The sequence below is a fragment of the Rhizobium sp. LjRoot254 genome (assembly GCF_964254105.1).
Taxonomy (GTDB): Bacteria; Pseudomonadota; Alphaproteobacteria; order Rhizobiales; family Rhizobiaceae; genus Rhizobium_E.
This window is the reverse complement of sequence record NZ_CAXUSM020000001.1, coordinates 2,315,697-2,339,809: the sequence shown is the minus strand read 5'-3', so window position 1 is coordinate 2,339,809 and position 24,113 is coordinate 2,315,697. Positions and strand designations below refer to the sequence as shown.

23 protein-coding genes are annotated in these 24,113 nt (G+C 61.1%); 7 read left to right on the top strand and 16 right to left on the bottom strand.

Annotated elements, in window-relative coordinates; translation table 11 throughout:
• Positions 1 to 23 precede the first annotated feature (23 nt).
• From ACSQ26_RS11525 to ACSQ26_RS11500, 6 genes are all read right to left on the bottom strand, one after another.
• On the bottom strand, positions 24 to 584 hold the full coding sequence (locus ACSQ26_RS11525) for a putative colanic acid biosynthesis acetyltransferase (protein ID WP_436008845.1): 561 nt from the start codon (positions 582 to 584) through the stop codon (positions 24 to 26).
• Entirely contained in the window at positions 581 to 1,741 is a 1,161-nt protein-coding gene (locus ACSQ26_RS11520) for a glycosyltransferase (RefSeq protein ID WP_436008843.1), read from the bottom strand. The genes ACSQ26_RS11525 and ACSQ26_RS11520 overlap by 4 nt, the downstream gene beginning before the upstream one ends.
• On the bottom strand, positions 1,738 to 2,970 hold the full coding sequence (locus tag ACSQ26_RS11515; RefSeq protein ID WP_436008841.1) for a polysaccharide pyruvyl transferase family protein: 1,233 nt from the start codon (positions 2,968 to 2,970) through the stop codon (positions 1,738 to 1,740). The genes ACSQ26_RS11520 and ACSQ26_RS11515 overlap by 4 nt, the downstream gene beginning before the upstream one ends.
• Before the next feature lie 93 nt (positions 2,971 to 3,063).
• Entirely contained in the window at positions 3,064 to 4,380 is a 1,317-nt protein-coding gene (locus ACSQ26_RS11510; RefSeq protein WP_436008839.1) for a hypothetical protein, read from the bottom strand.
• A complete protein-coding gene (locus ACSQ26_RS11505; protein WP_436008837.1) occupies positions 4,361 to 5,593 on the bottom strand; it encodes an oligosaccharide flippase family protein in 1,233 nt (410 codons plus the stop codon). The genes ACSQ26_RS11510 and ACSQ26_RS11505 overlap by 20 nt, the downstream gene beginning before the upstream one ends.
• Positions 5,594 to 5,655: 62 nt before the next feature.
• On the bottom strand, positions 5,656 to 6,921 hold the full coding sequence (locus ACSQ26_RS11500) for a WcaI family glycosyltransferase (protein ID WP_436008835.1): 1,266 nt from the start codon (positions 6,919 to 6,921) through the stop codon (positions 5,656 to 5,658).
• A gap of 845 nt (positions 6,922 to 7,766) precedes the next feature.
• Here ACSQ26_RS11500 and ACSQ26_RS11495 point away from each other — a divergent pair.
• The 3 genes from ACSQ26_RS11495 (at position 7,767) to ACSQ26_RS11485 (ending at position 11,489) form a co-directional block, all read left to right on the top strand.
• Positions 7,767 to 7,955 (top strand): hypothetical protein, encoded by a 189-nt coding sequence (locus ACSQ26_RS11495; RefSeq protein ID WP_436008833.1) that lies wholly within the window; start codon positions 7,767 to 7,769, stop codon positions 7,953 to 7,955.
• A 169-nt stretch (positions 7,956 to 8,124) separates the two neighbouring features.
• On the top strand, positions 8,125 to 9,813 hold the full coding sequence (locus ACSQ26_RS11490) for a PQQ-dependent sugar dehydrogenase (protein WP_436008831.1): 1,689 nt from the start codon (positions 8,125 to 8,127) through the stop codon (positions 9,811 to 9,813).
• 197 nt (positions 9,814 to 10,010) lie between these two features.
• Positions 10,011 to 11,489 carry an efflux transporter outer membrane subunit gene (locus tag ACSQ26_RS11485; protein ID WP_436008829.1) on the top strand — a complete coding sequence of 493 codons (1,479 nt, stop codon included), beginning with the start codon at positions 10,011 to 10,013 and terminating at the stop codon, positions 11,487 to 11,489.
• Between the two features lie 18 nt (positions 11,490 to 11,507).
• Here the strand turns inward: ACSQ26_RS11485 and ACSQ26_RS11480 are convergent, their stop codons facing one another.
• Entirely contained in the window at positions 11,508 to 12,527 is a 1,020-nt protein-coding gene (locus ACSQ26_RS11480; protein ID WP_436008827.1) for a LacI family DNA-binding transcriptional regulator, read from the bottom strand.
• Positions 12,528 to 12,632: 105 nt separating this feature from the next.
• On the opposite strand from ACSQ26_RS11480, the gene ACSQ26_RS11475 reads away from it, so the two are divergent.
• Together ACSQ26_RS11475 and ACSQ26_RS11470 are read left to right on the top strand one after the other, a co-directional pair.
• Positions 12,633 to 13,826 (top strand): phytanoyl-CoA dioxygenase family protein, encoded by a 1,194-nt coding sequence (locus ACSQ26_RS11475; RefSeq protein ID WP_436015218.1) that lies wholly within the window; start codon positions 12,633 to 12,635, stop codon positions 13,824 to 13,826.
• 83 nt (positions 13,827 to 13,909) lie between these two features.
• The gene (locus ACSQ26_RS11470; RefSeq protein WP_436008825.1) at positions 13,910 to 14,731 is read left to right on the top strand and encodes an SDR family oxidoreductase; all 822 of its coding nucleotides are present in this window, start codon (positions 13,910 to 13,912) and stop codon (positions 14,729 to 14,731) included.
• A 3-nt stretch (positions 14,732 to 14,734) separates the two neighbouring features.
• Here ACSQ26_RS11470 and ACSQ26_RS11465 read toward each other — a convergent pair whose 3' ends face one another.
• Both ACSQ26_RS11465 and ACSQ26_RS11460 read right to left on the bottom strand, forming a co-directional pair.
• Complete coding sequence (locus ACSQ26_RS11465; protein WP_436008823.1) at positions 14,735 to 15,028, bottom strand: XRE family transcriptional regulator; 294 nt, start codon at positions 15,026 to 15,028, stop codon at positions 14,735 to 14,737.
• 41 nt (positions 15,029 to 15,069) lie between these two features.
• Positions 15,070 to 15,375, bottom strand: a complete 306-nt coding sequence (locus tag ACSQ26_RS11460) for a type II toxin-antitoxin system RelE/ParE family toxin (RefSeq protein WP_436008821.1) — start codon at positions 15,373 to 15,375, stop codon at positions 15,070 to 15,072.
• Between the two features lie 99 nt (positions 15,376 to 15,474).
• Between ACSQ26_RS11460 and ACSQ26_RS11455 the strand changes: the two genes are divergently transcribed.
• Positions 15,475 to 16,107: a LysE family translocator gene (locus ACSQ26_RS11455; RefSeq protein WP_436008819.1), complete on the top strand. Its 633-nt coding sequence runs from the start codon at positions 15,475 to 15,477 to the stop codon at positions 16,105 to 16,107.
• On the opposite strand, the gene ACSQ26_RS11450 is transcribed toward ACSQ26_RS11455, so the two are convergent.
• The 6 genes from ACSQ26_RS11450 to ACSQ26_RS11425 form a co-directional block, all read right to left on the bottom strand.
• Positions 16,104 to 16,994 (bottom strand): MBL fold metallo-hydrolase, encoded by an 891-nt coding sequence (locus ACSQ26_RS11450; protein ID WP_436008817.1) that lies wholly within the window; start codon positions 16,992 to 16,994, stop codon positions 16,104 to 16,106. The two genes, ACSQ26_RS11455 and ACSQ26_RS11450, sit on opposite strands and share 4 nt — an antisense overlap.
• A 28-nt stretch (positions 16,995 to 17,022) precedes the next feature.
• Positions 17,023 to 18,447, bottom strand: a complete 1,425-nt coding sequence (locus ACSQ26_RS11445; protein ID WP_436008815.1) for a gamma-aminobutyraldehyde dehydrogenase — start codon at positions 18,445 to 18,447, stop codon at positions 17,023 to 17,025.
• Positions 18,448 to 18,462: 15 nt separating this feature from the next.
• Positions 18,463 to 19,278, bottom strand: a complete 816-nt coding sequence (locus tag ACSQ26_RS11440) for an ABC transporter permease (RefSeq protein WP_436008813.1) — start codon at positions 19,276 to 19,278, stop codon at positions 18,463 to 18,465.
• Positions 19,268 to 20,218: an ABC transporter permease gene (locus tag ACSQ26_RS11435; RefSeq protein WP_436008811.1), complete on the bottom strand. Its 951-nt coding sequence runs from the start codon at positions 20,216 to 20,218 to the stop codon at positions 19,268 to 19,270. Before ACSQ26_RS11435 ends, ACSQ26_RS11440 begins: the two co-directional genes overlap by 11 nt.
• On the bottom strand, positions 20,215 to 21,216 hold the full coding sequence (locus ACSQ26_RS11430) for an ABC transporter ATP-binding protein (protein ID WP_436008809.1): 1,002 nt from the start codon (positions 21,214 to 21,216) through the stop codon (positions 20,215 to 20,217). Before ACSQ26_RS11430 ends, ACSQ26_RS11435 begins: the two co-directional genes overlap by 4 nt.
• A gap of 232 nt (positions 21,217 to 21,448) precedes the next feature.
• Entirely contained in the window at positions 21,449 to 22,609 is a 1,161-nt protein-coding gene (locus ACSQ26_RS11425) for an ABC transporter substrate-binding protein (RefSeq protein ID WP_436008807.1), read from the bottom strand.
• A 162-nt stretch (positions 22,610 to 22,771) separates the two neighbouring features.
• On the opposite strand from ACSQ26_RS11425, the gene ACSQ26_RS11420 reads away from it, so the two are divergent.
• Positions 22,772 to 23,119, top strand: coding sequence for a hypothetical protein (locus tag ACSQ26_RS11420; protein WP_436008805.1), 348 nt, complete (start codon positions 22,772 to 22,774; stop codon positions 23,117 to 23,119).
• Between the two features lie 3 nt (positions 23,120 to 23,122).
• Here the strand turns inward: ACSQ26_RS11420 and ACSQ26_RS11415 are convergent, their stop codons facing one another.
• Complete coding sequence (locus tag ACSQ26_RS11415; RefSeq protein ID WP_436008803.1) at positions 23,123 to 24,031, bottom strand: LysR substrate-binding domain-containing protein; 909 nt, start codon at positions 24,029 to 24,031, stop codon at positions 23,123 to 23,125.
• Positions 24,032 to 24,113 lie beyond the last annotated feature (82 nt).

The window sequence follows — 24,113 nt, the reverse complement described above, 5'->3', positions numbered from 1 at the left end:
GCCCCGCGTCGCGCCGTCGCCTATTAGAACCGCTTGCGCTCGCGCAGCTTCTTCGCGGGGTTGCCGGCATAGATGCACCACGGCTCCAAGTCCTTGGCGGCAACGCCGCGTGCGCCAAGCACCGCGCCTTCACCAACCGTGACGCCCGGGCCGACAAAGGCCTCGGCCGCGACCCATGCCTTCGATCCGATCGTGATCGGCATCGGCTTGAGCTGGAAATTTGCATCATCGACATCGTGCGTGCCGCCGCAGAGATGGGCACGTTGCGAGATGATCGCATAGGCGCCGATCTTCATCGGCCCCATGTTGTAGAGAATCACGCCCGGACCGACCACGGCATGGTCCTCCATCTCGAGGTTCGGCGGATACCAGATCGTCGTCTTCGGGTAGATTCGAGCCTTGGGCGCCAGCTTCGCGCCAAACGCATTCAGCAGCATCCGCCGCCACGCATGGAGCGGCACCGGCGTCCAGTTGCCGGCCAGCGCCCAGGTAAGGTTCCAGAGCGCGCGGAACATCCGATGCTTCAGCGAAAAGCTCGGGCCGCCCTCGCGGACATTGGATTTCTCGGCGTCGAGTACGCTCATCCTCTCACCTTCCATTCTACGGCTTCGTTGTAGAGCGAAAGCAATCCGTCGCGCACGCTCTGTTCGGAAAATTCGGCGGCCACCAGCGCCTTGGCATTTTCCGAGGCACGCGACCAATCCTCCGCGTTCAACTTATGCGCCGCGACCAGCGACGGATAGATCGTATCGGCTGTGTAGCCCGTGCGGAACGCCGCGCCGCGTTCGAAGCCGATATCGAGATTGCATTCGGGCGACATGATGGCCGGCTTGCCGGCGGCCCAGGCCTCGAGGATAGCCATCGGCAGGCCCTCGCTCTTCGAGGGCAGCAGGAAGAACTTTGCTGTTCCCATCGAGCGGTTTTTGTCCGGCCCATATTGCGGCCCGGCAAACAGCACATTGCCGAATTGATGACCGAGTGCGGACGCCTTGGCCTCGAACCCTTCGATGCCATCGTTCCAGCCGCAAAACACTAGCGCCGAGCCGTTGCGAAACTGCTCGTTTTCGCTTGATAGCCGAGCCCAGGCGTTCATCAGCTCCATGATGCCCTTCTTCTCGTGGATGCGCCCGAGGAAGAGATAGATGTCGCGGCCGTCGAATTCCGGCTTCCACCAGCTTGGCCTCTGGCCATCGCTCGAAAACGGCTCGGCAAAATTGTGGATGATCCTTGCCGGTTGGCCGGTCAGGAATTCGGCGACATCGCCGCGCTCCTTCTCCGTCAGCAGATGATAGCCGCCGGCCTTTCTCAGGAACCGGTTCTGGTAGAGGCTCGAAACCGCGCCCTTGAGCATTGAGGATCGAGCCCGAATCCAGGGCTCCAGCATGCCATGCGGCGAGACGATATAAGGTTTTCCCGTCAGCATGGACCAGAGATGCACCGCTGCGACATGAAACTGCCAGACGCCATGGACGTGCACGAGATCAGGCTTGGCCCGCATCAACGAAGCCAACATGGCGGGCGCGAAACTGTAGCTGATCGGCCCCGTGAAGCGATTCTGGTAGAGCTTGGCCGCCTCCCACTGCTTCGGATCGACCTTTTCCATCCGGTCATCCAGCGTGTGGACCGATATCTGCTCGAAGCCTGCCGATGACAGCGCCTTCACATGCAGCCGCGCCGCTTCAGCCACGCCGCCGCCGAGCGGCGAGATCGTCGGCAGCGCCAGCGCCACCCGCCGGATCATCGCTTGGCTCCGATCAGGCCGAGGATATCCTGCAGCCGTGTGAACTCGGTCTGGTAGACCTTCACGGCATTCCGGATCTCAGCTTCGGCTTGACTCAAATTCTCATAATCCAGAGATATCGTCTTGATAAGATAGTCATAATTGATCGCGTCGATCGGCGTGTGCCGGTGCGACAGCTTGAGATCGTTCATGATGTATTCGGTCTTCGGCAAGTAGGCGATTGCGAAGGTTGGGCGGCCCGCCATCATCGAGAATATGCAGGAATGGAAGCGCGTTCCCAGGAACACTTTGGAGCGGGCGATCATGGCGCGCAGCACGTCGGGCTCGCGGCTGGTCTGATCGACGATCACCTTGCATTTGGCCTTGCGCTGCACCTCCAGCGAGGCTGGCAGATCTTCCGAGACCTGGTTGAAAATGACAGGCGTCAATCCGTATATTTCGGCCATATGGTCGGCCGCGCGCGCCACGGCATCGGTGTAGCGGCCCAGCATGACCGCCGGTTCCTTCGACTTCGGGAACGACCATTTAACGACAGTCATCCCGAAGATCGGCGCATCCCTCGCCACGCCGAGGCTTTCATACACACCGTCGATCAGAGCGGGGTTGTCCTCGACATGGCTGTTCCAGAAAGCGCTGTCGCCGGTGCGATAGACGTTTTTCTCCGGCAGCTTCAGGCCATGTGCGAGGAAATCCCAGCTATAGCTCTCGCGGGCGCACAGGAAGGGTACCTTGCCCAGCACATAACGCGCCACCGCCCGCGATACCGGCCGCTCAATCGGTCCCACGCTCTGCGGCGCCAGGATCACTGTTTTGCCCATGATCGTGCCGAGATGGATGTGGAGCAGCGCAATGAAATAGGCGAAGTTGGTGTCATGGATATAGCCGCCCGGCGCGGAGATCACCACGTCGCTCGCGCGGATCGCATCGAGCGTCTGGCGCTGTTTCTCGGGCAGCAGCGCGCCGAGGAAGGGCAGCCATGCGCTGAACCATGAAGCGAAGAGATAGATGAGGGATTTGAGCCTGCCGACCGCGCCGCCACCGGCATTGCCGATCCGTTCGGACCAGGCGACAGTGGGATGCACGGCGCGTGCGGCATCGATCCCCTCGAACACGGCGCCCGCGATCTGGGCATCCGGGAACTTGGCGCGGATTTCGGCAATGCATTCGTCAAGCAGCACCGAGTCACCCCGGTTGGAGCGGCCAAACGCGTTGACGATCATGAATTTCATCAGGCTTTCCCTCTGGAAGTCTCGGTTTCACAGGGCTTAGAGCCCGGAATTATGCGCGAAATAAGGTTTGATCCGCATGCCAGACAAACCGCCTCAAGTCAAAGCGCGGCTTGGGCTCTCGGCTAACCGGCCGCCGCTTCTCAGCCAGCACAGCATGCCGAGAAAGGCGGGCCAGAGCGGATTGGCGATCAGGAAGTTCGACGCCGGCATGGCGAACATCAGGCCGTAAAAAAGGTAGAAGTAGAAAAACATACTGACATCGTCGAGCCGCCGCGTCGCGAGATCGACGAAGAACATCCAGAGCAGCCCGCCGACGATCACGGCCAACAGTCCCAGCCCAACCAGCCCGAACTTGTGGAATACGGCGAAATGCAGGAAGTGGATGTTGTGGACTTCTAGCGCGCCGAGCAGTGCATGCTGGCCCGGTGTCGGATCGGAGGCGCCCGACATATCCACCGTCCGGCCGAGCCCCTTGCCGAACAGCCATTCCGCATCATTGGCGCTCTGGTAATCCTCCATTACCTTTTCGCCCTCGAACACCCGCTGGTAGGACGAGACGTGATTGTAGATGTCGTCTCCCTTCATCAGCAGGATCGCCTCCTTGATGTTGCGCGGCAGCGTATCGACGGTCTGGTCGTCGAGCGACAGCGCATAAGTCAGCGCACCAATCACCGCGAAGACCAGGAAGAAGATCGTGATGAGATATTTGCGGTAGAGCAGCCAGATCAGCCCGACCACGCCGATCGCGAGGATCGAGGCGCGGTTGATTTCCACCTGTACGAAGCCGTCATTCGAACCGAGATGGATGAAGAGATAGACCAGCGCGCCGATCGCCTTCTCGATCATGCTCTTCCGGATCAGAATCGCATAGAGCGCGATCACCTCGAACAGGACATACTGGTAGTGATTGTCCTTGTAGGGGATCGAGGCGACGGCGAAGGCCAGCACCAGAGCCAGGAAGGGCAGGGCATAGAGCGTTGAAATCGCCCGCGCCGCCGACCCCGCATCGCCCGTCCGGTGGCGGAAGGTCTGGAACATCAGCACACCAGTGATGAAATAGAGCGACCAGCCGACAATATATTGCCGCGCATTGCCATTGGCGACGCCTGATATCGCTGACACCAGCAGCGCGAGAAGCAGGAGGATCGCCAGCGGATGCGGAATCGCCGCCCTCGATGTCGTCCGGTTGAGAATGAGCGTCAGCGCGGCAAAGCCAAGCGCATAGGCATAGGTCCCCGCATTCAGATATGGTGTCTTGGCAAAGCCTACCATGCCCGCACCATGCTCCAGTACCAGCGACACCAAGCCGTAGAGCAGGATGAAGCCCGCCAGGAACAGCCCGAACTGGTCGATCCGGGCGAGCCTGTCGAACAGAGACGGCGCGGAGGGTTCAAGCGTGGCGGTCGGCATCGGCGCGGGTTACTTTCATGAGCCACCAGAGCGACAGGCTGATCACCGTCGCATGAGACAGGAAATCCGAGAGCACGAAGACATAAGCCCCGAAGATCGAGACCGAGAGATAGCCGAAAATCACCGCGAGCGCGACAGCCAGGATTCGCGCCATGGCAGCCACATGGTAGCGGTTATGTGCAAACAATCCCTGCACCAGTGCCTGTCCCACCGACTCCGTCAGGATCGTCAGGCAGAACACGGCGAGGAACGCCCAGGCGTCATGGGTAAAGCCCGTGAAGCGGGACACCACGATCAAGGCTACGACGATGATTCCGATTGTGAAAACGCCGGCAATGCCGAAGCTGGTCCGCTGGATGCGCAGCATCCGTCCGATGCCTGTCGCCGGGTTCGCCGCCACGGCCTGCACCAGCCTCGGAAATTCGATACGCCGCGCAAAGCCCGCGATCTGGCTCGCCGCGCCGACGATCTGCTTGGCATAGACCAGCATCGCGGTCGCCGATGTGCCGAGAAAGAGCCCGGCGATCGCCAGTTGCGCCCGGAAATAGAGCTGGCCCGGCAGCAGCCCGGCCAGCATCGCGCTCTCCTCGACGAAAGCCTTCCGCGTGCCAGACTTGGTCGGCGCCGCCCAATGCGGCCGCCAGCCGGCGAGCGCCAGCGCCACAAACTGCGCGACCACGGTCAGCGCGTAGCCGCAGCTCAGCGCCAGCCCCGTCCACATGCCGACCTCGCGATCCGGAAGGTTTGCCGCGAGAAACAGCGCTGCTGCCGAAGCCAGATAGGCGATCGAACCCGTGATGCCGCTGACGCCGCTCTTCTGCAGCCCGTCGAGAAAACCCGCCGCATTGAAAGCCCAGATCACCAGCGCCGGCAGCGAGAACAGGAGATAGGTCCGCGAAAAGTCAGGCAGCGACTCGGACGCACCGACACCGAGTCCCACCAGCAACAGCGCCACGGCGATCGTCAGCCGGAACACCGTCGTCTCCCAATAACTGCGCCACACGGATGCCCTGTCGCCTTCGGCATGCAAAATCCGCGCGATCTGTGCCGACAGTACCGTCAGCGATCCCGATTCGACCGCGATGATTCCCAGCATGGCAAAGGAGAAATGCGTGCCGAACAGCGCGAGCAGCTCGGTCTTGCCAGTCGCGACGAGCCATGTCTGCGCGAGGAAGATCGAGCCCTGGCCGATGCCGAAGCCGCCGATCAGCATGCCCAAATTGACAAGGCGCCGAAAGGCGCCTTGCTGGGATGCTTGTTGTGGAGTGTCTGCCGTCATCCGGTGACGGCGTTGATGAAGGAGATGCAGCCGTCCTGCTTGGAGAGCTTGCGCGACAGGTCGGCGCGCCGGTCCTTCCACTCCTCGCGGTCGCCCTTGGAGGCGTTGACAATCGCCTTGGACAGCGCGTCGGCATCGCCCGGCGGCGTGATGATCGCGCTGTCGCCGAGGAAGTTGGCAAGCTCCGTGCCTTCGTCGGCCGTCACCACAACGGGCGCGCCGGAGGCCAGCATGCCGCCAAGCTTGGAGGGCAGCACGAGGTCGGCCGCGCCGCGATCCTGCGGCAGGGCATGCAGGTTTGCGAGGTTCATGAATTCGTTGAACTTCTCATAGGGCTGGAACGGCAGGAAGCTGACATTCGTCATCGTGCCGTACTTCTCGACCAAAGCACGCTTGGCGGGGCCTTCGCCGGCGATAACGAACTTGATCTTCTTCTGGCTTTCGATCCGGACGGCTGCCTCGAGCAGCGTATCGAGACCTTGCTTGGCGCCGATATTGCCTGAATAGAGCACGATGAAATCGTCGTCGGCATAACCGAGTTCGCGGCGGTACGCCGAGGAGCGGCCGAGCGGATAAATGTGCTCGAGATCGACCCAGTTGCGGACGATGGCCACCTGCGAGGGCTTGCCGGTCTTCTGTGCCAGCTTCTCAGCCATGCGTTCGGAAATGGTGATGATGCGGTCGAAGCCTTTGAGCGTATATTTCTCGAACGCGTAGGCCGCCTGCTTGAGGAAATTCAGCGACTTGATGTGGCCGACGGCAAAAGCGGCATCGACTTCAAGGTCCTGGACATGCAACACGGTACGCGCGCCCACGGCCTTTGCCGCGAGGATGGCAAGCGGTGCGGCAAACAGCGTCGGCTCGACGCAGATGACGATCTGCGGCCGGTGGCGCAGGATATTATAAAGCACGACGGGCGCGGACGTCGCGGCAAAGCTCACCGGCGCGATCAGCCGCCAGATGCCGCCCATGTTTTCCTTGAGGAACAGCGGAACGCGAAAGATCTTCACGCCACCTTTCCGCTCGGTGGAATAATTGTTCTTGTAGCCGTCGCGCACGCTCCAGCCCGGATAGTGCGGCGGCGTGGTGACAACGGTGACATTGGCCTTCTGGCCGGTCAGGTAGTCGGCGATCTCGCCGGTATATTTGCCGACGCCGGTGATCTCGGGCGCGAAATTCATGCCGTAAAGGAGAACCTTTTTCCCCGCGATACTGCGATCGTCGGTGTCGGCTTTTTCGGCGGTCCACGGTTGCGAAGTCATGCTCATGTTCTGGATTCCGTTATGCGGTGCAGAAAGTTTCAATCTGAAAAGACCATTAGCCGGGCTAGTCTGTACCTGGCATGAACGCGCTCCCTAACGCATCATCGTTGCGCGCGGTTCCCGAGTGGCCGGATTTTTTTGCGATGCCGCGCAAATCCATGACTCAATTGCCTGCGTATGACTCAAGGCCTTCATTCCCAATCTCTGCATGCGGCTTGCCGCGCGTGTGCGTCGCAGCAATAGTTCTGTCACAAACCGGCCCAAAGTGAGACCGGATGTGCTGGATTATGCGTGTGGAGGGCCGTTCCGGCGCGATTTTTGGTCGCACTGGGCGGGCATGAACATTCACACTGGAACACCAATTTTAATCGCGTGACAATATCCGTGATGGCCAAAAGTGGAAGAAATTAAGGCAAAGTTATGCACCGCAACACATTTTCGTGAAGTGATGAAATTGCGCAACAATTAGGCACTTCTACTATTTGCCTGATATTACGCCCAGAGCCTGGGCATTTGTCACAAAAGCTTTAAGAATCAGATGCTTGAAAAAGATTTTTTCGCTGGCCGGCAGGCTCGCCATTGAAATGCCTGCTTTGCATACCATATGCAAGCTGCTCTTGGCCGCAAGCGTCGGCAGGGAGTCATTTTGAAAGAAAAACGATCGACGGAGGGAGTTACATGCGTTCTCGATATCGCCTTGTTTCCCAAAGAACGACGGCCCGCCCAATGTTCAGCGGTCCGCGAAATATGATGTGTCTTTCCGTGCGCGTGTGATCGCACAACAAGTCATCTGAAAATCAATCTGATTGGCGCCGGCCCTTGAAGCTGGCGGCAGGAAAGTCGTCATGAGCAAACAGGTTATAGAATATGCCGGTGAACCGGTGGGAATCGCCGTTCCCGAAAACGGCAAGCTGAAATTCATCGCGGTCAAGTTCCATGTCATGGATCTCGACGAGCAGGTGTTTCCCTCGGCAGAGGCGGTCAATGCCGCCATCCGCAGGCTGGTCGTGCATCAGCCTCAGCAACACGCCTGAGCAAGGCACGTTTTCCAGAGTTTCCAGGCGCCGCCGGTGATCTTGCCGGCGGCGCCTTTGTTTTTGCTGCCTGCTGCCGGCACCACCATGGCTTTGCCATAAAGAGCCATGACAACTTGGCGTGGGACGAGAGAAATCGCCAGCATCGGCTGGCACGGGAGGATCGACCATGGCCAATGTGATGGGCACCAACAAATCCGAAACGCTCGACGGCCTGACTGACGATGGCGACATTATCACCGGCCTTGGCGGCAGCGACATCATCAATGCACACGGCGGCGCCGATGTGATCTCGGCCGGCGATGGCGCCGACACGGTGTTCGGCGGCGCGGGCGACGACCTGATCTACGGCCACAGCCAGGCTGATCTTTCGCAGAATTCCGGTTTCATTCAGGCAAAGAAAATCGCCGACATCGGCTCGGGCGCGGTGCAGACCGCCGTGACGGATGCGGATCCCGGCTTTATCTATGCGCTCGCCAAGGACGACGGGGTCATCTACCGAATCAACGAGGAGACCGGAAAGAAGAAGGAATTCCTCGATATCCCTGATAACCGGTTCTCCGCCGGCGGCGAGCGCGGCGTGCTCGGCATGGCCTTCCATCCGGACTACGAGGACAACGGTCGGCTGTTCGTCTATCTGACCAAATCGAATGGAGATATCGAGGTCCGGGAATACGGACCGAAGAACGGCAATCCCGACAAGATCGTGTTCAAGGAAACCGTCATCACCATTCCCCATCCCGGCGAGTCGAATCACAATGGTGGCTCGATCGTCTTCGGACCGGACGGTATGCTCTATCTCGGCATCGGCGATGGCGGGGGCGGGGGTGATCCCCATGGTAATGCCCAGAATCTCGAAAATCTGCTCGGCAAGATCCTGCGCATCGATGTCGATGGCATGGACCTTCCCGGCAAGAACTATCGGATTCCCGACGATAACCCTTATGTCGGAACCGATGGCCTCGATGAAATCTGGGCGTCCGGCGTACGCAATCCCTGGCGCATGTCATTCGACTCGGGCGATCTCTATATCGGCGATGTCGGACAGAATGAGTGGGAAGAGATCAACTTTGTCGCCGCGGGCGCGCCGGGCGGCCTGAACTTCGGCTGGAATTATTTCGAGGGCGATGAACCTTACCAGGGCACGCCGCCGGGCGGCGTAACCTTCACCGATCCGGTCTTCGTCTATTCGCACAACGGCGGCGGCGGTTCAGTGACCGGCGGGGTGGTCTATCACGGTCCCGCGCCGGGCCTGGAGGGCGTCTATGTCTTCTCCGACTTTGTCACCGGCAAGTTCTACACGCTGCGCATGGTCGATGGCGAGGCGGAAGACGCCGTCGAGCGCACGGACCAGATCAAGGGTGCGAGTCTCTCCAACATCTCCTCATTCGGGACCGACAGCGACGGCAACCTGCTCGCGGTCAGCCTGAGCGGCAAGATCTACCGCCTCACACCGGGTGCCGCCGCCGGCGATGGCGACGACGAACTGCATGGCGGCACGGGCGATGACAGCCTCTATGGCGGCATCGGTAACGACAGCCTGTTCGGTGACGAGGACGACGACCGGCTCGCGGGCGGCATCGGCAACGATACGCTTGAAGGCGGAGCGGGTACCGATCTCTTCGTCTTCAGGACCGGTTCCGGCCACGATGTCATCAGCGATTTTGACGTCGCCGGCGACGATCACGACGTGCTCGGTCTCGCGGGACTCAAGGGCATCGAGAGTTTTCGCGATCTGAGGCGCAACCACATGTCCACGGATGGCGACGATGTGGTGATCAGGGTGGGCTCCGACCGCATCGTGCTCGAAAATATCGACGTTTCGGACTTGAAAGCCGTGCATTTCGACCTAGCGTGACCTTTTCGCCCCACTTCGTAAATTTTTGTTAAGAGACTTGTGTTCCCGCACCGCATTATGTCTATGGTGAGGCGCGGGCAGGGGATATGACGTTCGATGAAACGGCAGGTTCCTCTTTATTGCGTGCAGCCTGCGCAAAGCTAGCCCTGACGGCTTTACGGCCGCCGGCCACATTTTATTCATCGAGTATGCCACATATGAGAAACGTTGTTGTCCTCCTCGCCGCCGGTTCCGTTCTGGCGGCCTGCTCGACCGAAAAGTTCGTCGCTGGCCCCGAGGTCACGTTGACGGAGAACTATAAATATCGCGCCGGCCTACGCGGCGAAACGATTCATCCCGACACCAAGTGGTGGGCGAATTTCGGCGACAGGAACCTTAATGCCCTGATCGACGAAGCGCTTGCCGACAACCTCACCATCGAAGCCGCACGCGAGCGCGTCAAGGCGGCCATGTCCACGGCGAAGATCGCCAACAACGCCTATCTGCCACAGGTCGATGCCGTGGCGTCCGCCGCGCTTTCAGGGCAGCGCAACAAGCAGCCTGTTGTGGTAGGAACGGAAATAGTCGCGATCCCCGGTGGTGTGGACGCACAGCCAGTCACGAAACACAAATGGGTTACCACTAACACATCGAGTGCCACGAAAGGTCTGGCGGGTTCCTGGTACATCAATCCGTTGGGCTGGAAAAGCACCAAGGAGCGCGAAGAAGAGCGCATCGAGGCCGAACGCGAGGCGCTGAACGCGGCGCGTCTCGATATCATCGCCTCCGTTGCCGACGCCTATGTCAATGTCCAGGGCCTCGGCCGCCAGATCGAGATCGCGAAGCGCTCCCTCCAGGTTCAGAACGAGACCGCCGACATCACCATTGCGAAGGTGGAAGCTGGTTCGGCGTCGACGCTCGATTCGACGCGCGCCAAGGCCAATGCAGCGCTGACATCGTCGGACATTCCGGCGCTCGAGCAACTGCGCCTGCAATACATCAACCTGATCGCGACGCTGCTGGGCAAGACGCCGGCCGAACTCGATTCGCTCTACACGAAGTACAACTCGGTCAAGCGCCCACGCGTCCGGTTCTCCGAGGGCATCCCGGCGGATCTGCTCCGCAACCGGCCCGATATCCGCCAGCAGGAACGCCTGCTGGCCGCTGCGGTGGCCGATATCGGCGTCGCCGAATCCGATCTCTGGCCGCAGCTTGTCCTCAACGGCAACATCACTGCATCGCGGACGGCGAATGCAGGAAAGGTCGCGAACTGGAATCTCGGCCCCTCGATTACTCTGCCGATCTTCAACCGCGGCGCTCTACATGCGGCGGTCGATCTGTCGAAATCCGGTGCGCGTCTGCAATATCTCGCTTATCGGCAGACCGTCATACAAGCAGCGCGTGAGGTTGAGGACGCCGTTGTTGCACTCCGGCAGGAGCAGATGCGCGCTTCGCGGCTCTCCACTGCGGTTGCCGAGTTCACCAAGGCCGAACAGCTCGCCCGCGAGCTGAACGACGCCGGCACCACCGAGTTCAGCGATGTTCTCGATGCGCAGGAATCGCTCTACGGCGCCCAGCTTCAGCTGGCCGAGGTCTCCAAAAACCTCAACATCAATTATGTCGCGCTCTGCCAGGCACTCGGCGGCGGCTGGGCCGGCGAAGATGCCGAAACCTTCGAGCTCGTCGTGAAGAAGTAACGGCTTGCTTCCGGACAACTAGGCCGGAATGTTGAACGGTGTGATGATGACCAGCGCGGACAGCGCTGGTCTTTTCATTTTCGGCAGAGCCTTGCGCCCTTCGAGGAACGTCGTGAACACCGATGCCGCATCGGCATTCAGGTTGTGGTGCAGCACATAGGACAGTTTCTCCGCCTTCAGCAGCGCCAGATTATCCTCATCGAGATCGTGCGCGACATGGACGGGAAGGGGGCGTCCCGCCGTCTCGAATGCCTCGATGATCGCGCGGTTGCCGCCGCCGATCGAATAGACCGCATCGATCGTCCGGCTGGTCTCCAGCGCCTTGCGCACCTGCGCGCCGGTCGCCGAATCCTTGCCGTAACCCTCGCTGATTTCCACGATCGCAAGATTGGGATAGCGCTCGCCCGCGATGCGGCGGAAGGCGCTTTCCCGCTCTTCCTCGCCCCGGAAGCGGCTCGATGAGAGCGTCAGCAGCACCGTGCCGCCCGCCGACCCGATCCGTGAGCCGATAAGATACGCGGCGGTCTCGCCCGCCACCCGGTTGTCCGATCCGGCATAGGCCATGCGGCCCGAATCGGGGAGATCCGTCACCAGCGTGATGACCGGGATTGCTGCCCGAACCATGGCGGCGACTTCCTCGCGGATGACCTCGGTATCCGGTGCCTTCAGCACAACCCCATGGCTGCCGCGCCGCCGGATGCGCGCCATAAGCCGCGACAGGTCCGCATCGCGCATCTGCTCGGTGAAATGGAAGCGCGAACGCACGACTGTCGGCAGGAACGCGGCAGCCTCGGTCTCGAACGCCCGCCGCACCGCATTGGTGAATCGGTCGGGCGCTTCCATCACGATGTCGAACACGTAAGTGCGGCCCGACATTGCAGCGGCATTTTCCTGCTGCCTGAGTTCGTTGATCGCAGCTTCGATGCGCGCGACCGTCTGCCGCCGCACGCCGCCGCGCCCGTTGATCACGCGGTCCACCGTCGCCGTGCTCAAGCCGGCTTGAAAGGCGATATCCTTGACGAGAAACGCGTGGGCCATGTTGCAGTGCCGTCCGGATTTGATGGATTTTTGATGGATAGCACATCTTCGCCCGGCCGCAATCACCCCTATAATCCGGGCAAATCGAACCCGAGGGAGGAAATCATGAAGACCGACAATCCCGTCACCGCCCGCACCAGCCGCGTCTGGTACACCGAATCCGCCTGCGACATCGACGATTTCGCCCAGACCATCGCGCTCACGGCCAAGCTCTCCGACTACCCGCACGCCAAGGCGATCGAAAAGAACGTCGTCATCTACGACGCGACTTCCGTCCGCGAAGCGACTAAGACGCCGGATGGCCGCAAGGCTGTTCTCGCCGAAATCTGCGACATCTTCGCCTGCGGACCCGGCGTCGCGGTGTTCAAGGGCGCCTACACCGACACCTCTGTTATCGACAACGCGACCGGCGTCTTCGACGCTGTGATCACCGACGAAAAGCAGGGCAAAGTCGGCGGCGGCGACCATTTCGCCAAGCCCGGCGCCAATGACCGCATCTGGAACTCGCTGGAAAAGCACTGCCTCGCTGATCCCGAGAATTTCGCGCAATACTACGCCAACCCGATCATCGCCCTCGCTTCCGAAGCCTGGCTCGGCCCGCACTACCAGATGACCGCCCAGGTCAATCGCGTCAATCCGGGCGGTTCTGCCCAGAAGGCCCATCGCGACTATCACCTCGGCTTCCAGTCCGTCGCCGAGATGGAGCGTTTTCCTGCCCACGTCCACCACCTCTCGCCGGTGCTGACGCTGCAGGGTGCCGTGGCCCATTGCGACATGCCGCTCGAAAGCGGCCCGACCCTCTTCCTGCCTTTCAGCCAGCTCTATCCGCTGGGCTACCTCGTTCCCAACCGGCAGGAATTCCAGGATTATTTCGACGCGCATCACGTCCAGTTGCCGCTCGAAAAGGGCGATCTCGTTTTCTTCAATCCCTCGCTGATTCACGCCGCCGGCACCAATCGCTCGAAGGACATTTTCCGCATGGCGAACCTGCTCCAGGTCTCGTCCGCCTTCGGCCGCGCCATGGAATCGGTCGGCCGCGAGAAGATGAGCGCGACGTTGTTCCCGGCGCTGAAGGCCATGCTGGCGGACGGCCGCATCGACCGCGCGAGCGCCGACAACGCCATCGCAGCGACCGCCGAGGGCTATTCCTTCCCCACCAACCTCGACCGCGACCCGCCCAAGGGCGGCCTGGCCCCCAAGACCCAGGCCGCGCTTTTCGGCAAAGCGCTCGACGGCGGCTGGTCGTCGGAGGAATTCACGAAACAGCTTGCGCTGCAGTCCGAAAAGAAGCTGACCTGAGCCCAGCAAATAGTTTGAGAATCGACCCCTTTCTCCGCCTGGCGGGGAGAGGGGTTTCCGCGTCATAAATGGAGGAGAAGCACATGTCCGAGAATGCAGCCCGTCTTGAAGGCAAGATCGCCGTCGTCACCGGAGGAACGCAAGGGTTGGGCGCCACGATTGCCCGCACATTCGCCGAGCGCGGCGCCAAGGGCATCGTCATTTGCGGCCGCACCGCCGCCAAGGGCGAGGCCAAGGCGAAGGAGATTTCCGAAGCCACCGGCGCCAAGGTCGTCTACCAGCAGGCCGACCTTGAGAATGTCGATGACGTCAGGGCTGTCATCGTCCGCGCCGACAAGGAATTCGGCCGCGTCGATGCGCTGGTCAACGCCGCCGCCATCACCGACCGCGGCACGATCCTCGATACCAGCCCCGAACTCTTCGACCGCATGTTCGCCGCCAATGTCCGTGCGCCGTTCTTCCTGATGCAGGAAGCCATCAAGATCATGCGCCGCGAGAAGATCGAAGGGACCATCGTCAATATCGGCTCGATGTCGGCGAAGGCCGGCCAGCCCTTCATCGCAGCCTACTGCGCTTCAAAAGGCGCGCTCGAAACGCTGACCAAGAACACGGCCTACGCGCTGCTCCGCAACCGCATCCGCGTCAACGGCCTTAATATCGGCTGGATGGCATCGGAAGGCGAGGACCGCATCCAGCGCGAATTTCACAACGCCCCGGCCGATTGGCTGGAAAAGGCAGCAGCCAGCCAGCCCTTCGGCCGCCTCGTCGACCCCGCCGAAGTGGCTCGTGCCTGCGTCTACCTCTCATCCCAAGAGTCGGGCCTGATGACCGGCTCCGTCATCTGCTTCGATCAGTCGATCTGGGGCGCCTATGACGGCTCGCCGCATCCCGTGGCGGCGATGTAAATATCAGGCCAGTTCGATTTTCAGCGTGCGGCCTACTGCGGTTGCCGCACGCCTCAGCGTGCTCAGCGTCACTGATCCATTGTCCGGGTCGAGCAGACGATCGAGTTGGCGCCGGTCCGTATGCATCAGGGCAGCCATGGCGGTCTTGGTCAGGCCCTTTTCCTTCATCGCTTCAGCAATCTGCCATGCCAGTACACGCTTGATCGCGACTTCTTCCGCTTCCTCCAGCATGCCTTGCTCGGCGAGAAAGTCGTCGAATGTCTCGTCGCTTGCGCGAGCCTTCTGTTCGTCTTCCATCACATAAGTTCCTTGCGCCGCTTCTTGGCCAGTTCGATGTCCTATGGCGGCGTTTTCTGAGTCTTCTTTACAAAGCCGTGCAGCAGAACCATTTCGCCAGCAATAATACAGAAAATTACCCTGCCGATGGTGCCATTGGTGAGGTCACTCCGAACTTCCCACAATCCGTCGCCAAGGGGACGACATACGGGCATTCCTATCGGCCAGCCGAATTCAACGGTCTGCACATCATGACCGACCGTGCGCCGGTCTTCCTGATCAATCTCCAACAGCCATTCTCGCACAGGCTTTCGCCCGGACGCTGTTTCATAAAACCTCGCCCGTAGCTTCTTGCTGCGATCGATCATATGTAGGTTGTGTCAAAAATGACGCAATTTGTCAAGCCGCCACACCTTGCCTTTCCCCGCCCGCCCTGCATAACTACCGCCGCACTCTGGGAGACCTCAATGAACTCGCTCACCATTCTCGCTTTTGCAGCCGTCGCCTTCATCGGCATCGCAACCCCTGGCCCCACCGTGCTGCTTGCGCTGACCAATGGCTCCCGCCACGGCATTAGCCGCTCCGTTTACGGAATGCTCGGCGCCGTACTCTCCGATTTCGTCCTGATCGGCGCTGTCGCACTCGGCCTCGGCGCGCTGCTGGCGGCTTCCGAATTCTGGTTCTCGGTGGTCAAATGGGTCGGCGTTGGCTATCTCGCCTTTCTCGGCATCATGCTGCTGCGCTCGAAGGGGTCGCTCGGCCAGTCGTTGAATGCCACGGATAACGGCACCGGTTCGCGCCTGTCGCTTTTCCTCAAGAGCTTCCTGGTTGCCGTGACCAATCCCAAGGGCTACCTGTTCTTCTCGGCTTTCCTGCCGCAATTCGTCGTGCCCTCGGCACCGCAGGTCGAGCAATACGCCGTGCTCGCCGTTGTCTTCGCCTCCATCGACTTCCTGATCATGCTGGGTTACGCCGTGCTCGGCTCGCAAGCCGTGCGGCTGCTCAAGCAGAATGGCGCTCTCTGGCTTGACCGCATCTGCGGTGGCGCGTTGCTGACCCTTGCGGGCTCGCTCGCCTTCTACCGCCGCGCCGCCAGTTAATCGTGGGGATTGTCGCGGCCGACCGCCGCGACATTCTCGCGATGCACGGTCTCATAGGGCGCGAAATAGATGACCGCGCCCGTTGAGATATCGCGCTCGAGAAATTCCGCCAGCGACAATGTATGCGCCCGGCTCGATTCCTCAGGGTCGATCAGCCGTTCGAGATACTCGCGGTTCGCGTCGATCAGCGTCTTGTGATAGCCGCCGGCTTTGATCCGGTCGGGGTCGCCGTGATTGGGCAGGATGCGCTCGATCGGCCAGGTCATCATCCGTTCGAGTTCGGCGATATGCGTTTCGATATGCTCCGGTTCTGAGATATAGGTCACCGTATCCTCAAGCGTGTCACCGGCAAGCAGGATGCGCTCCTCCGGTAGCCACATCACGCAGCCATCGGCGCTGTGGATGTTGAAATGGTGAAGCTCGACCCGCCGTCCGCCAATTTCCAGCGCCATCGACTCCTCGAAGGTCCGCGTCGGCATCACCAGGGGCAGGATTGGTGGCGTGCCCGTTTCCAGCTTCGCACGGTTTGCTTCCATCGTGTCGGCTGTCAATTTCAGAGCAATGATCTCGCAATCGGCGAAAACCACGTTGCCGGCGATATGGTCGGTATGCCAATGGCTGAGCACGACCTGGATTGCCGTAACGCCCAATCCTTCGAGATGCCGGCGGATCGCACGCGCATGCTCGATCGTCATATGCGTATCGTAGACGATCGCCTTTCCGTCGCCGACAAGGGCGTAGGATGCGATGCCGAGGCTGTAAGCCCCGTCATCCACCCAGTTCGGGCCTTCGGAATGTAGCCGCTTGCCCTCGATCCGCCCGTCGTAATAGGCATAGATGCCGGGATAGGGCTCAAGGATGCGCATCGTCGCCGTCATCGCATCCATGGCTCACCCATTCCGAACTCTCTCGATATCAATGTGCGATCATAACATGCCGCACCACCGTATAGTCTTCAAGCGCGTACATCGACATGTCCTTGCCGTAGCCGGATTGCTTGACGCCGCCATGCGGCATTTCGTTGGTGAGCATGAAATGCGTGTTCACCCAGGTGCAGCCGTACTGCAGCTTGGCCGCTGCCTTCATCGCGCGAGACACGTCCTTGGTCCAGACCGACGAGGCCAGCCCGTAGTCGCTGTCGTTGGCCCAGCCGATGACATCGTCGTCATCGCCGAACTTGGTCACCGACACGACTGGACCGAACACTTCACGGCGCACGATCTCGTCGTCCTGTTTCGCACCGGCCACGACGGTCGGCTGGAAGAAGAAGCCCTTGTCGGAACCGTTCTTGCCGCCGGTGGCGATCTGCATGTGGCCGAGCTCGGCGGCGCGTTCGACGAAGCTCGACACGCGGTCGCGCTGGCGCTTGGAAATCAGCGGCCCGATCTCGTTTTCCGTGTCGTCGGCCTGGTTGAACTTGATCGTGGAGACGGCAGCTGCGAGGTCGGCGACGAACTTCTCGTAGATCTTGCCATGCGCATAGATGCGGCACGCGGCCGTGCAATCCTGCCCGGCATTATAATAGCCGAAGGTGCGGATCGCCGAGACGGCTTCGTCGATCTCGGCATCGTCGAAAATGATCACCGGCGCCTTGCCGCCGAGTTCCAGATGCGTGCGCTTGACGGTCTTGGAGGCCGCCGCCAGCACCTTCTTGCCGGTGGCGATATCGCCGGTGATCGACACCATGTTGATCTTGGGGTGATTGATCAGGTAGTTGCCGGTCGTCTCGCCACGGCCGAGGACGATATTGACGACGCCCTCGGGCAGGATGTCGGCGAACACCTTGGCGAGCTTCAGCGTCGTCAACGGCGTTTGTTCCGAGGGCTTGATGACGATCGTGTTGCCGCCGGCCAGCGCCGGCGCCAGCTTCCAGGCCGCCATCATCAGCGGGTAGTTCCACGGCGCGATCGAGCCGATGATACCGACCGGATCGCGGCGGACCATCGAGGTGAAGCCCGGCAGGTATTCCGCCGCCACCGGCCCATGCATCGAGCGGATGGCGCCCGCGAAGAAGCGGTAACAATCGACGATCGCCGGGATTTCGTCGTTCAGCACCGCATTGATCGGCTTGCCGCAATTGAGCGATTCGAGCGCCGCGAAACCTTCGGCATCCTTCTCGATCGCGTCGGCGATCTTGAGCAGGTAGTTCGAGCGCTGCGCCGGCGTGGTCTCCGACCAGGTGGTGAAGGCCTTCTCGGCGGCATCCACGGCGGCATCGATCTGCGATGTCGAGGCCTCGGGCAGCGCGAGCACGGTCTCGCCGGTCTTGGGGTTGAGGATCTGCTCCTCCATCTCGGTCCCGGCTTCGAATTTCTCACCGATCAGCATCTGCGTATCCATGGTCTTACTCCTCGCTCATTTTCCGGATCCGGCGGTCTCCGCGCCGTCTCGGGTCAGATAATAGGCGCCCAGAATGGGCAGGAAGGTCACCAGCACCACCAGCATGGCTACGACATTGGTCACGGGGCGCTCGCGTGGTCGGATCAGTTCCTCCAGCATCCAGATCGGCAGCGTCGTCTGCTGGCCGGCGGTGAATGTCGTGACGATCACCTCGTCGAACGAGAGCGCGAAGGCGAGCATGCCGCCTGCCAACAGCGCCGTGCCGATATTCGGGAGGATCACGTAGCGGAAAGTCTGGAACCCATTGGCACCGAGATCATAGCTCGCTTCGATCAACGATCCGGACATGCGCCGGAACCGCGCCACCGCATTGTTATAGACGACCACCACGCAGAAGGTCGCGTGACCCAGCACGATCGTCCAGAACGAGAAGGGGATCTCCATGATCCCGAAGGCCGAGCGCAATGCGATGCCGGTGACGATGCCGGGGAGCGCGATCGGCAGGATGACGAGCAGCGAAATCGCCTCCTTGCCGAAGAAATTCGATCGGGCGACGGCCGCCGCACACAATGTGCCGAGCACCAGGGCGACCGCCGTGGCGATCGCCGCGACCTGAACCGACAGCGACAGCGCCGCCCACACATCCGGCCTATCCCAGGCACGGCCGAACCATTGCAGCGTGAAGCCCGGCGGCGGCCATTTGAAGCTCTTTTCCTCGGTCGTGAACGCGTAGACGAAGATCAGCAGGATCGGCAGCGACAGGAACAGCAGGCCTGCACCAGCGGCGAGCTTCAAGGCGAGGGGGGCGGAATTCATCTTGTCAGATCGCATCGAAAGCCCCCTGGCGTTTCGCCATCCACAGATAGAAGGCCATGATGATGATGGGCACCACCGAGAAGGCGGCGGCGAGGGGAATGTTTCCGGCGGTGCCCTGCTGCGTATAGACCGCCTGGCCGATGAAAAGCCGCGACGAGCCGATGATGCCGGGAATGATGTAATCGCCCAGCGTCAGCGAGAAGGTGAAGATCGAGCCGGCGATGATGCCCGGCAACGCGAGCGGAAGCAGAACATGGCGGAAGGTCTGCTTGGGCGCCCCCCCGAGATCGTAGCTCGCCTCGATCAGGTTGCCCGGCACCCGTTCCAGTGCTGCCTGCACCGGCAGGATCATATAGGGCAGCCAGACATAGACGAAGACAAGCAGCGTGCCGGTATAACTAATCGACAGCGAGTTGCCGCCGACGATGGGCAGCGCCAGATAGGCTTCCAGCAACCATGTCAGCGACAGTTTCGCGAACACCCAGCTTATGATGCCTTCCTTGGCGAGGATCATCTTCCAGGCATAGATCTTCACCAGATAGCTCGACCACAGCGGCAGCGTCACGCCGAGATAGAACAGCGCCTTCCACCGGCCCTTGGCATAGCGCGCGGCGTAATAGGCGATCGGAAAGGCGATGATCGCCGAGACCATCGTCACCAGCGCCGCCATCACAACAGTACGCACGATGATGTCGAAATTGGATTGGCGGAAGAGCTGCGCATAGGTCGACAATGTCAGCTCATATTTCACCTGTCCGGTGAAGTCGTCGAGCGAAAAGAAACTCTGCGCCAGAAGCGCGAACAGCGAGCCGATATAGATCACGCCGAGCCACAGCAGCGGCGGCGCCAGCATCAGAGCCAGCAGCAGCTTCGGCCGGCGCCAGAAGGTCGCCGACAACCGTCCAACGGCGCCATCCTCCCTGGCTAACACGGCGGGTGAGGTGACCGTGCTCATGCCGCATCACCCAACGTATGCAGCGCGGCGCGTGAAAAGTTGAGCGCGATGGTTTCGCCCTCGGCCGGCAGTGTCGCCGCTGCCGGCAGGTTGGCATGCAGCCGCATTCCCTCGACATCGACGCCCACGCGGGTCACCGAACCCAGGAAGCTGCGCGCCGCGAGCGTGCCGGATATGCCCAGCGTATCGCCGCTCGCGGCACCGAGATTGATGGTCTCTGGCCGTACGCTCGACCATGCGCGCGTGCCCGTCAGTCTCTGGGTAAAATCCGGCGGCAAGATGTTGGACGACCCTACGAAATCCGCGACGAATTTCGACGCCGGCCGCTGGTAGATGTCCTCGGGCGTGCCCGCCTGAACGATGCCGCCATTGTTGAACACCGCGACCCGGTCGGCCATCGAGAGCGCTTCGCCCTGGTCATGGGTGACGAAGACGAAGGTGATGCCGAGCGCCTTCTGCAGCGTCTTGAGTTCCTCCTGCATCTGCTCGCGCAGTTTCAGGTCCAGCGCGCCGAGCGGTTCGTCGAGCAACAGCACCTTGGGCTTGTTGACCAGCGCGCGCGCCAGCGCCACCCGCTGCCGCTGGCCGCCTGAGAGCTGGCCGGCTTTCCGCTCGCCATAGCCGGGGAGCGCAACCATGGCCAATGCCTCTTCGGCCGCCTTCAGCCGCGCCGCCTTGTCCACGCCCTTGACCATCAGCCCGTAGGCGACATTGTCGAGGATGCTCATATGCGGAAACAGCGCGTAATCCTGGAAGACGGTGTTGACGTTGCGCTTCCACGGCGGCACGCCATTGGCATTCTCGCCGAAGATCGCGATCTCGCCGCTGGTCGGCTGCTCGAAGCCGGCGATCAGCCGCAGGCACGTCGTCTTGCCAGAGCCGGACGGACCCAGCATGGCAAAGAACTCACCCTCGGCGATCTCGAGATTGACCTGGTCGACCGCCTTCACTTGGCCGAAATGGCGCGACACGGCGCGGAATGTGACTGCCGGGGTCATGGGGGTCTCCGTGAAGTTGTGATGCGCGAGGGGCACCCCTCACCAAGCGCGTCCATGCGTTCGCTTATGCTCACGCGGACTTCCTATCCTCTCCCGCAAGGGGAGAGGTAGAATGCTGCGGCTCTACCTCTCCCCTTGCGGGAGAGGATACGCAGGCCGGGTGAACGCAGTGAACCCTTGGCCGTAGTTGGTGAGGGGTGAAGTTCTTCGGTCTCGCCCCTCGTGACAAGCCTTACTGCCCGCCCATCACCGCGATATAATCATTCGTCCAGCGATGATACGGCACGCATTCGCCCTGGCTGGCGCATTTCGCGACCGGCGTCTTCCAGAAGCTGATCTTGTCGAAGTTCTCGAAACCGTTATGCGCGCAGCCCGTGTCGGTCAGCAGTGCATTTCCCTTGCACGCAGCGGGAACGGCCGGCACCGAGCCGAACCAGGCGGCGAGGTCGCCCTGGACCTTCGGCGAGATCGAGTGCTCCATCCACATATAAGCGCAATTGGGGTGCGCGGCATCCGCATGCATCATGGTCGTGTCGGCCCAACCCGTCGCGCCCTCTTTCGGGAACACGGACTTCACCGGCTGCTTGTCGGCTTCGAGCAGGTTGACCTGGAACGGCCAGGAACTGGATGCCACCACGCCTTCGTTCTTGAAGTCGTCGATCTGCACCATCGCATCATGCCAGTAACGGCCGACCAGCGAGCGCTGGCCTTTGAGCAGTTCGAGCACGGCCGTATACTGCGCTTCGTTCAGTTCATAGGGGTCCTTGATGCCGAGTTCCGGCTTGGTCGCTTTCAGGTAAAGCGCGCCGTCGGCAATGTAGATCGGTCCGTCGAAGGCCTGCACGCGGCCTTTGTTGGTCTTGCCGTCGGGCAGGTTCTGCTCGGTGAACACCACGCCCCAGCTATCCGGCGCCTTGTCGCCGAAAACCTTGGTATTGTACATCAGCACATTGGGGCCCCACTGGTAGGGCACGCCGTAATGCACGCCGTCGACCGTGTGCCAGGGTGCATCCTTGAGGCGGTCGTCCACCGTGCTCCAGCTCTTGATCAGCGCGGTATTGACCGGCGCCACCTTGCCACCGGCGATGAGGCGGAGCGACGCGTCACCCGAAGCGGTGACGAGGTCAAAGCCGCCCTGATTCATCAGCGTCACCATTTCATCAGATGTCGCGGCGGTCTTGACGGTCACCTTGCAGCCGGTGGATTTTTCGAAATCGGTGACCCAGTCATAGCCCTTGTCGGTTTCGCCGCGCTCGATATAGCCGGCCCAGGCGACGATCGAAACCTCGCCTTCACCCGGCCCGATTTCCTTGAGCATTTCGGCGGCAACGACATTGGTCGTGAAGCTTGCGGCGATGGCGAGGGCCGTTGTGGCTTTCAGAAAAGTCTTCATGCTCGTCTCCCGTTTTTGGATTTGTTCCCACGGATGACATGAAGCCCCTTTTTCGCCGCTTTCGCAAATTCTTTATTCAGAATTGCGGTATCGGATTTTCCGATATCATCAAGGCCTTGCCTTCCCTGCGTAAGGCGGTATTTTTCATGTCGAGGAGACGGCATGAAATTTAGGCCAACGGAACCGATAACCAAATCACAGTTTCAGTCGATACTGAACAATGGCGATAGCGTCGCGATTGCTCATGCGATCATCGACGCGGCAAATCATATACATGATTATCAATGGCTCATGGATCAGGTACGGTATCTGTTGGAGACCGGAGACGACGTGGTTGTGAATTGTAGCCTGCTGGCGCTTGCCGATATCGCGAGGCTGGAGAAGCAAGCCACAAGAGATGACCTGCTCAGATTGTTGAAGATCGTCGAAGAAGATGCTCGTTACTGCGAGTATGTCGAGAACGTTCGCGACGATATCGACATGTTCCTACCTGAGCATGTCGAGCACTGATCCTTATCGATCCCTGACCGCCCGCGCCGTCTCCGCCACCCGCAGAAACTCCTTCGCCGCCGCCGGCAGGCTAGAACCCCGCCGCCACACCAGCCCCACCTGCACGACCGGCAGCGCGCCCGAGACATCCCGGCTCTCGATCCGGTCACCTTCCAGCGACCACGGCCGGTAGACGAGGTCCGGCAGCAGCGCCACGCCCGCCCCCGTCGCCACAAGGCTGCGCACCGCCTCCACCGATCGCGTGCGGAAGGCGACATGCGGCTTGGCGCCGAGTGCGGTGAGCAATTTGCCGGTATTCTCCTCGATCTCGTCCACCGTCAGCATGATCAGCGGCTCCTGCGCGATGTCCTTGACCGAGATGATATCCGCGCCGCCCAGTTTGTGGCCTAGAGGCAGCCAGAGCCTGTAGGGCGAGGTTTCGATGATCTCGGCCTGCAGCGCCATGCGGTCGCGCAGGTTCGAGATGGTCATCACCGCGATATCCAGTTCGCCGCCGATCAGCAGGTGTTCGAGATAGCTGCCATTGTCCTCGATCGCGGTGACATCGACACCGGGATAGGCGCGGCGATAGCGCCGGAGCAGGTCCGACAACACATAGCCCGCAACCAGCGAGGTCACGCCGAGATTGAGCGACCCGCTCATCTCGTCGTTCTTGCCGGAAAAGCTGCGCCGCGCGTCCGACACCTGGGTCAGGATATTTTGCGCATGCCGGAGAAACTGATGCCCGTCATGGGTGATCGTCAGCCCGCGCGAATGCCGCTCGAACAGCGCCACCCCGAGATCCGACTCCAGCTCCTTGACCGCCTCTGTGACTGAAGACTGCGAGATCGATAGCGCCTGCGCCGCCCCGCTGACGGTACCATTCTCGGCGACGGCGATGAAATACTGAAGTTGACGGAGCGTGAAGGCCATGGGGAAGTGATATGACACGGCGCAACAATTCAAGGCAATACGAGCCGGCGTTGCCGCCGGACCCGATATTTCGATTTACCGC

Bases quoted from the DNA above. Each gene is read 5' to 3' on its own strand.
- ACSQ26_RS11495 (WP_436008833.1), top strand. From the start codon at position 7,767: ATGAGCAAACAGGTTATAGAATATGCCGGTGAACCGGTGGGAATCGCC.
- ACSQ26_RS11425 (WP_436008807.1), bottom strand. From the start codon at position 22,609: ATGAAGACTTTTCTGAAAGCCACAACGGCCCTCGCCATCGCCGCAAGC.
- ACSQ26_RS11475 (WP_436015218.1), top strand. From the start codon at position 12,633: ATGAAGACCGACAATCCCGTCACCGCCCGCACCAGCCGCGTCTGGTAC.
- ACSQ26_RS11485 (WP_436008829.1), top strand. From the start codon at position 10,011: ATGAGAAACGTTGTTGTCCTCCTCGCCGCCGGTTCCGTTCTGGCGGCC.
- ACSQ26_RS11420 (WP_436008805.1), top strand. From the start codon at position 22,772: ATGAAATTTAGGCCAACGGAACCGATAACCAAATCACAGTTTCAGTCG.
- ACSQ26_RS11455 (WP_436008819.1), top strand. From the start codon at position 15,475: ATGAACTCGCTCACCATTCTCGCTTTTGCAGCCGTCGCCTTCATCGGC.
- ACSQ26_RS11470 (WP_436008825.1), top strand. From the start codon at position 13,910: ATGTCCGAGAATGCAGCCCGTCTTGAAGGCAAGATCGCCGTCGTCACC.
- ACSQ26_RS11465 (WP_436008823.1), bottom strand. From the start codon at position 15,028: ATGGAAGACGAACAGAAGGCTCGCGCAAGCGACGAGACATTCGACGAC.
- ACSQ26_RS11500 (WP_436008835.1), bottom strand. From the start codon at position 6,921: ATGACTTCGCAACCGTGGACCGCCGAAAAAGCCGACACCGACGATCGC.
- ACSQ26_RS11510 (WP_436008839.1), bottom strand. From the start codon at position 4,380: ATGCCGACCGCCACGCTTGAACCCTCCGCGCCGTCTCTGTTCGACAGG.
- ACSQ26_RS11525 (WP_436008845.1), bottom strand. From the start codon at position 584: ATGAGCGTACTCGACGCCGAGAAATCCAATGTCCGCGAGGGCGGCCCG.
- ACSQ26_RS11450 (WP_436008817.1), bottom strand. From the start codon at position 16,994: ATGGATGCGATGACGGCGACGATGCGCATCCTTGAGCCCTATCCCGGC.
- ACSQ26_RS11490 (WP_436008831.1), top strand. From the start codon at position 8,125: ATGGCCAATGTGATGGGCACCAACAAATCCGAAACGCTCGACGGCCTG.
- ACSQ26_RS11505 (WP_436008837.1), bottom strand. From the start codon at position 5,593: ATGCTGATCGGCGGCTTCGGCATCGGCCAGGGCTCGATCTTCCTCGCG.
- ACSQ26_RS11430 (WP_436008809.1), bottom strand. From the start codon at position 21,216: ATGACCCCGGCAGTCACATTCCGCGCCGTGTCGCGCCATTTCGGCCAA.
- ACSQ26_RS11435 (WP_436008811.1), bottom strand. From the start codon at position 20,218: ATGAGCACGGTCACCTCACCCGCCGTGTTAGCCAGGGAGGATGGCGCC.
- ACSQ26_RS11480 (WP_436008827.1), bottom strand. From the start codon at position 12,527: ATGGCCCACGCGTTTCTCGTCAAGGATATCGCCTTTCAAGCCGGCTTG.
- ACSQ26_RS11415 (WP_436008803.1), bottom strand. From the start codon at position 24,031: ATGGCCTTCACGCTCCGTCAACTTCAGTATTTCATCGCCGTCGCCGAG.
- ACSQ26_RS11445 (WP_436008815.1), bottom strand. From the start codon at position 18,447: ATGGATACGCAGATGCTGATCGGTGAGAAATTCGAAGCCGGGACCGAG.
- ACSQ26_RS11515 (WP_436008841.1), bottom strand. From the start codon at position 2,970: ATGAAATTCATGATCGTCAACGCGTTTGGCCGCTCCAACCGGGGTGAC.
- ACSQ26_RS11520 (WP_436008843.1), bottom strand. From the start codon at position 1,741: ATGATCCGGCGGGTGGCGCTGGCGCTGCCGACGATCTCGCCGCTCGGC.
- ACSQ26_RS11460 (WP_436008821.1), bottom strand. From the start codon at position 15,375: ATGATCGATCGCAGCAAGAAGCTACGGGCGAGGTTTTATGAAACAGCG.
- ACSQ26_RS11440 (WP_436008813.1), bottom strand. From the start codon at position 19,278: ATGCGATCTGACAAGATGAATTCCGCCCCCCTCGCCTTGAAGCTCGCC.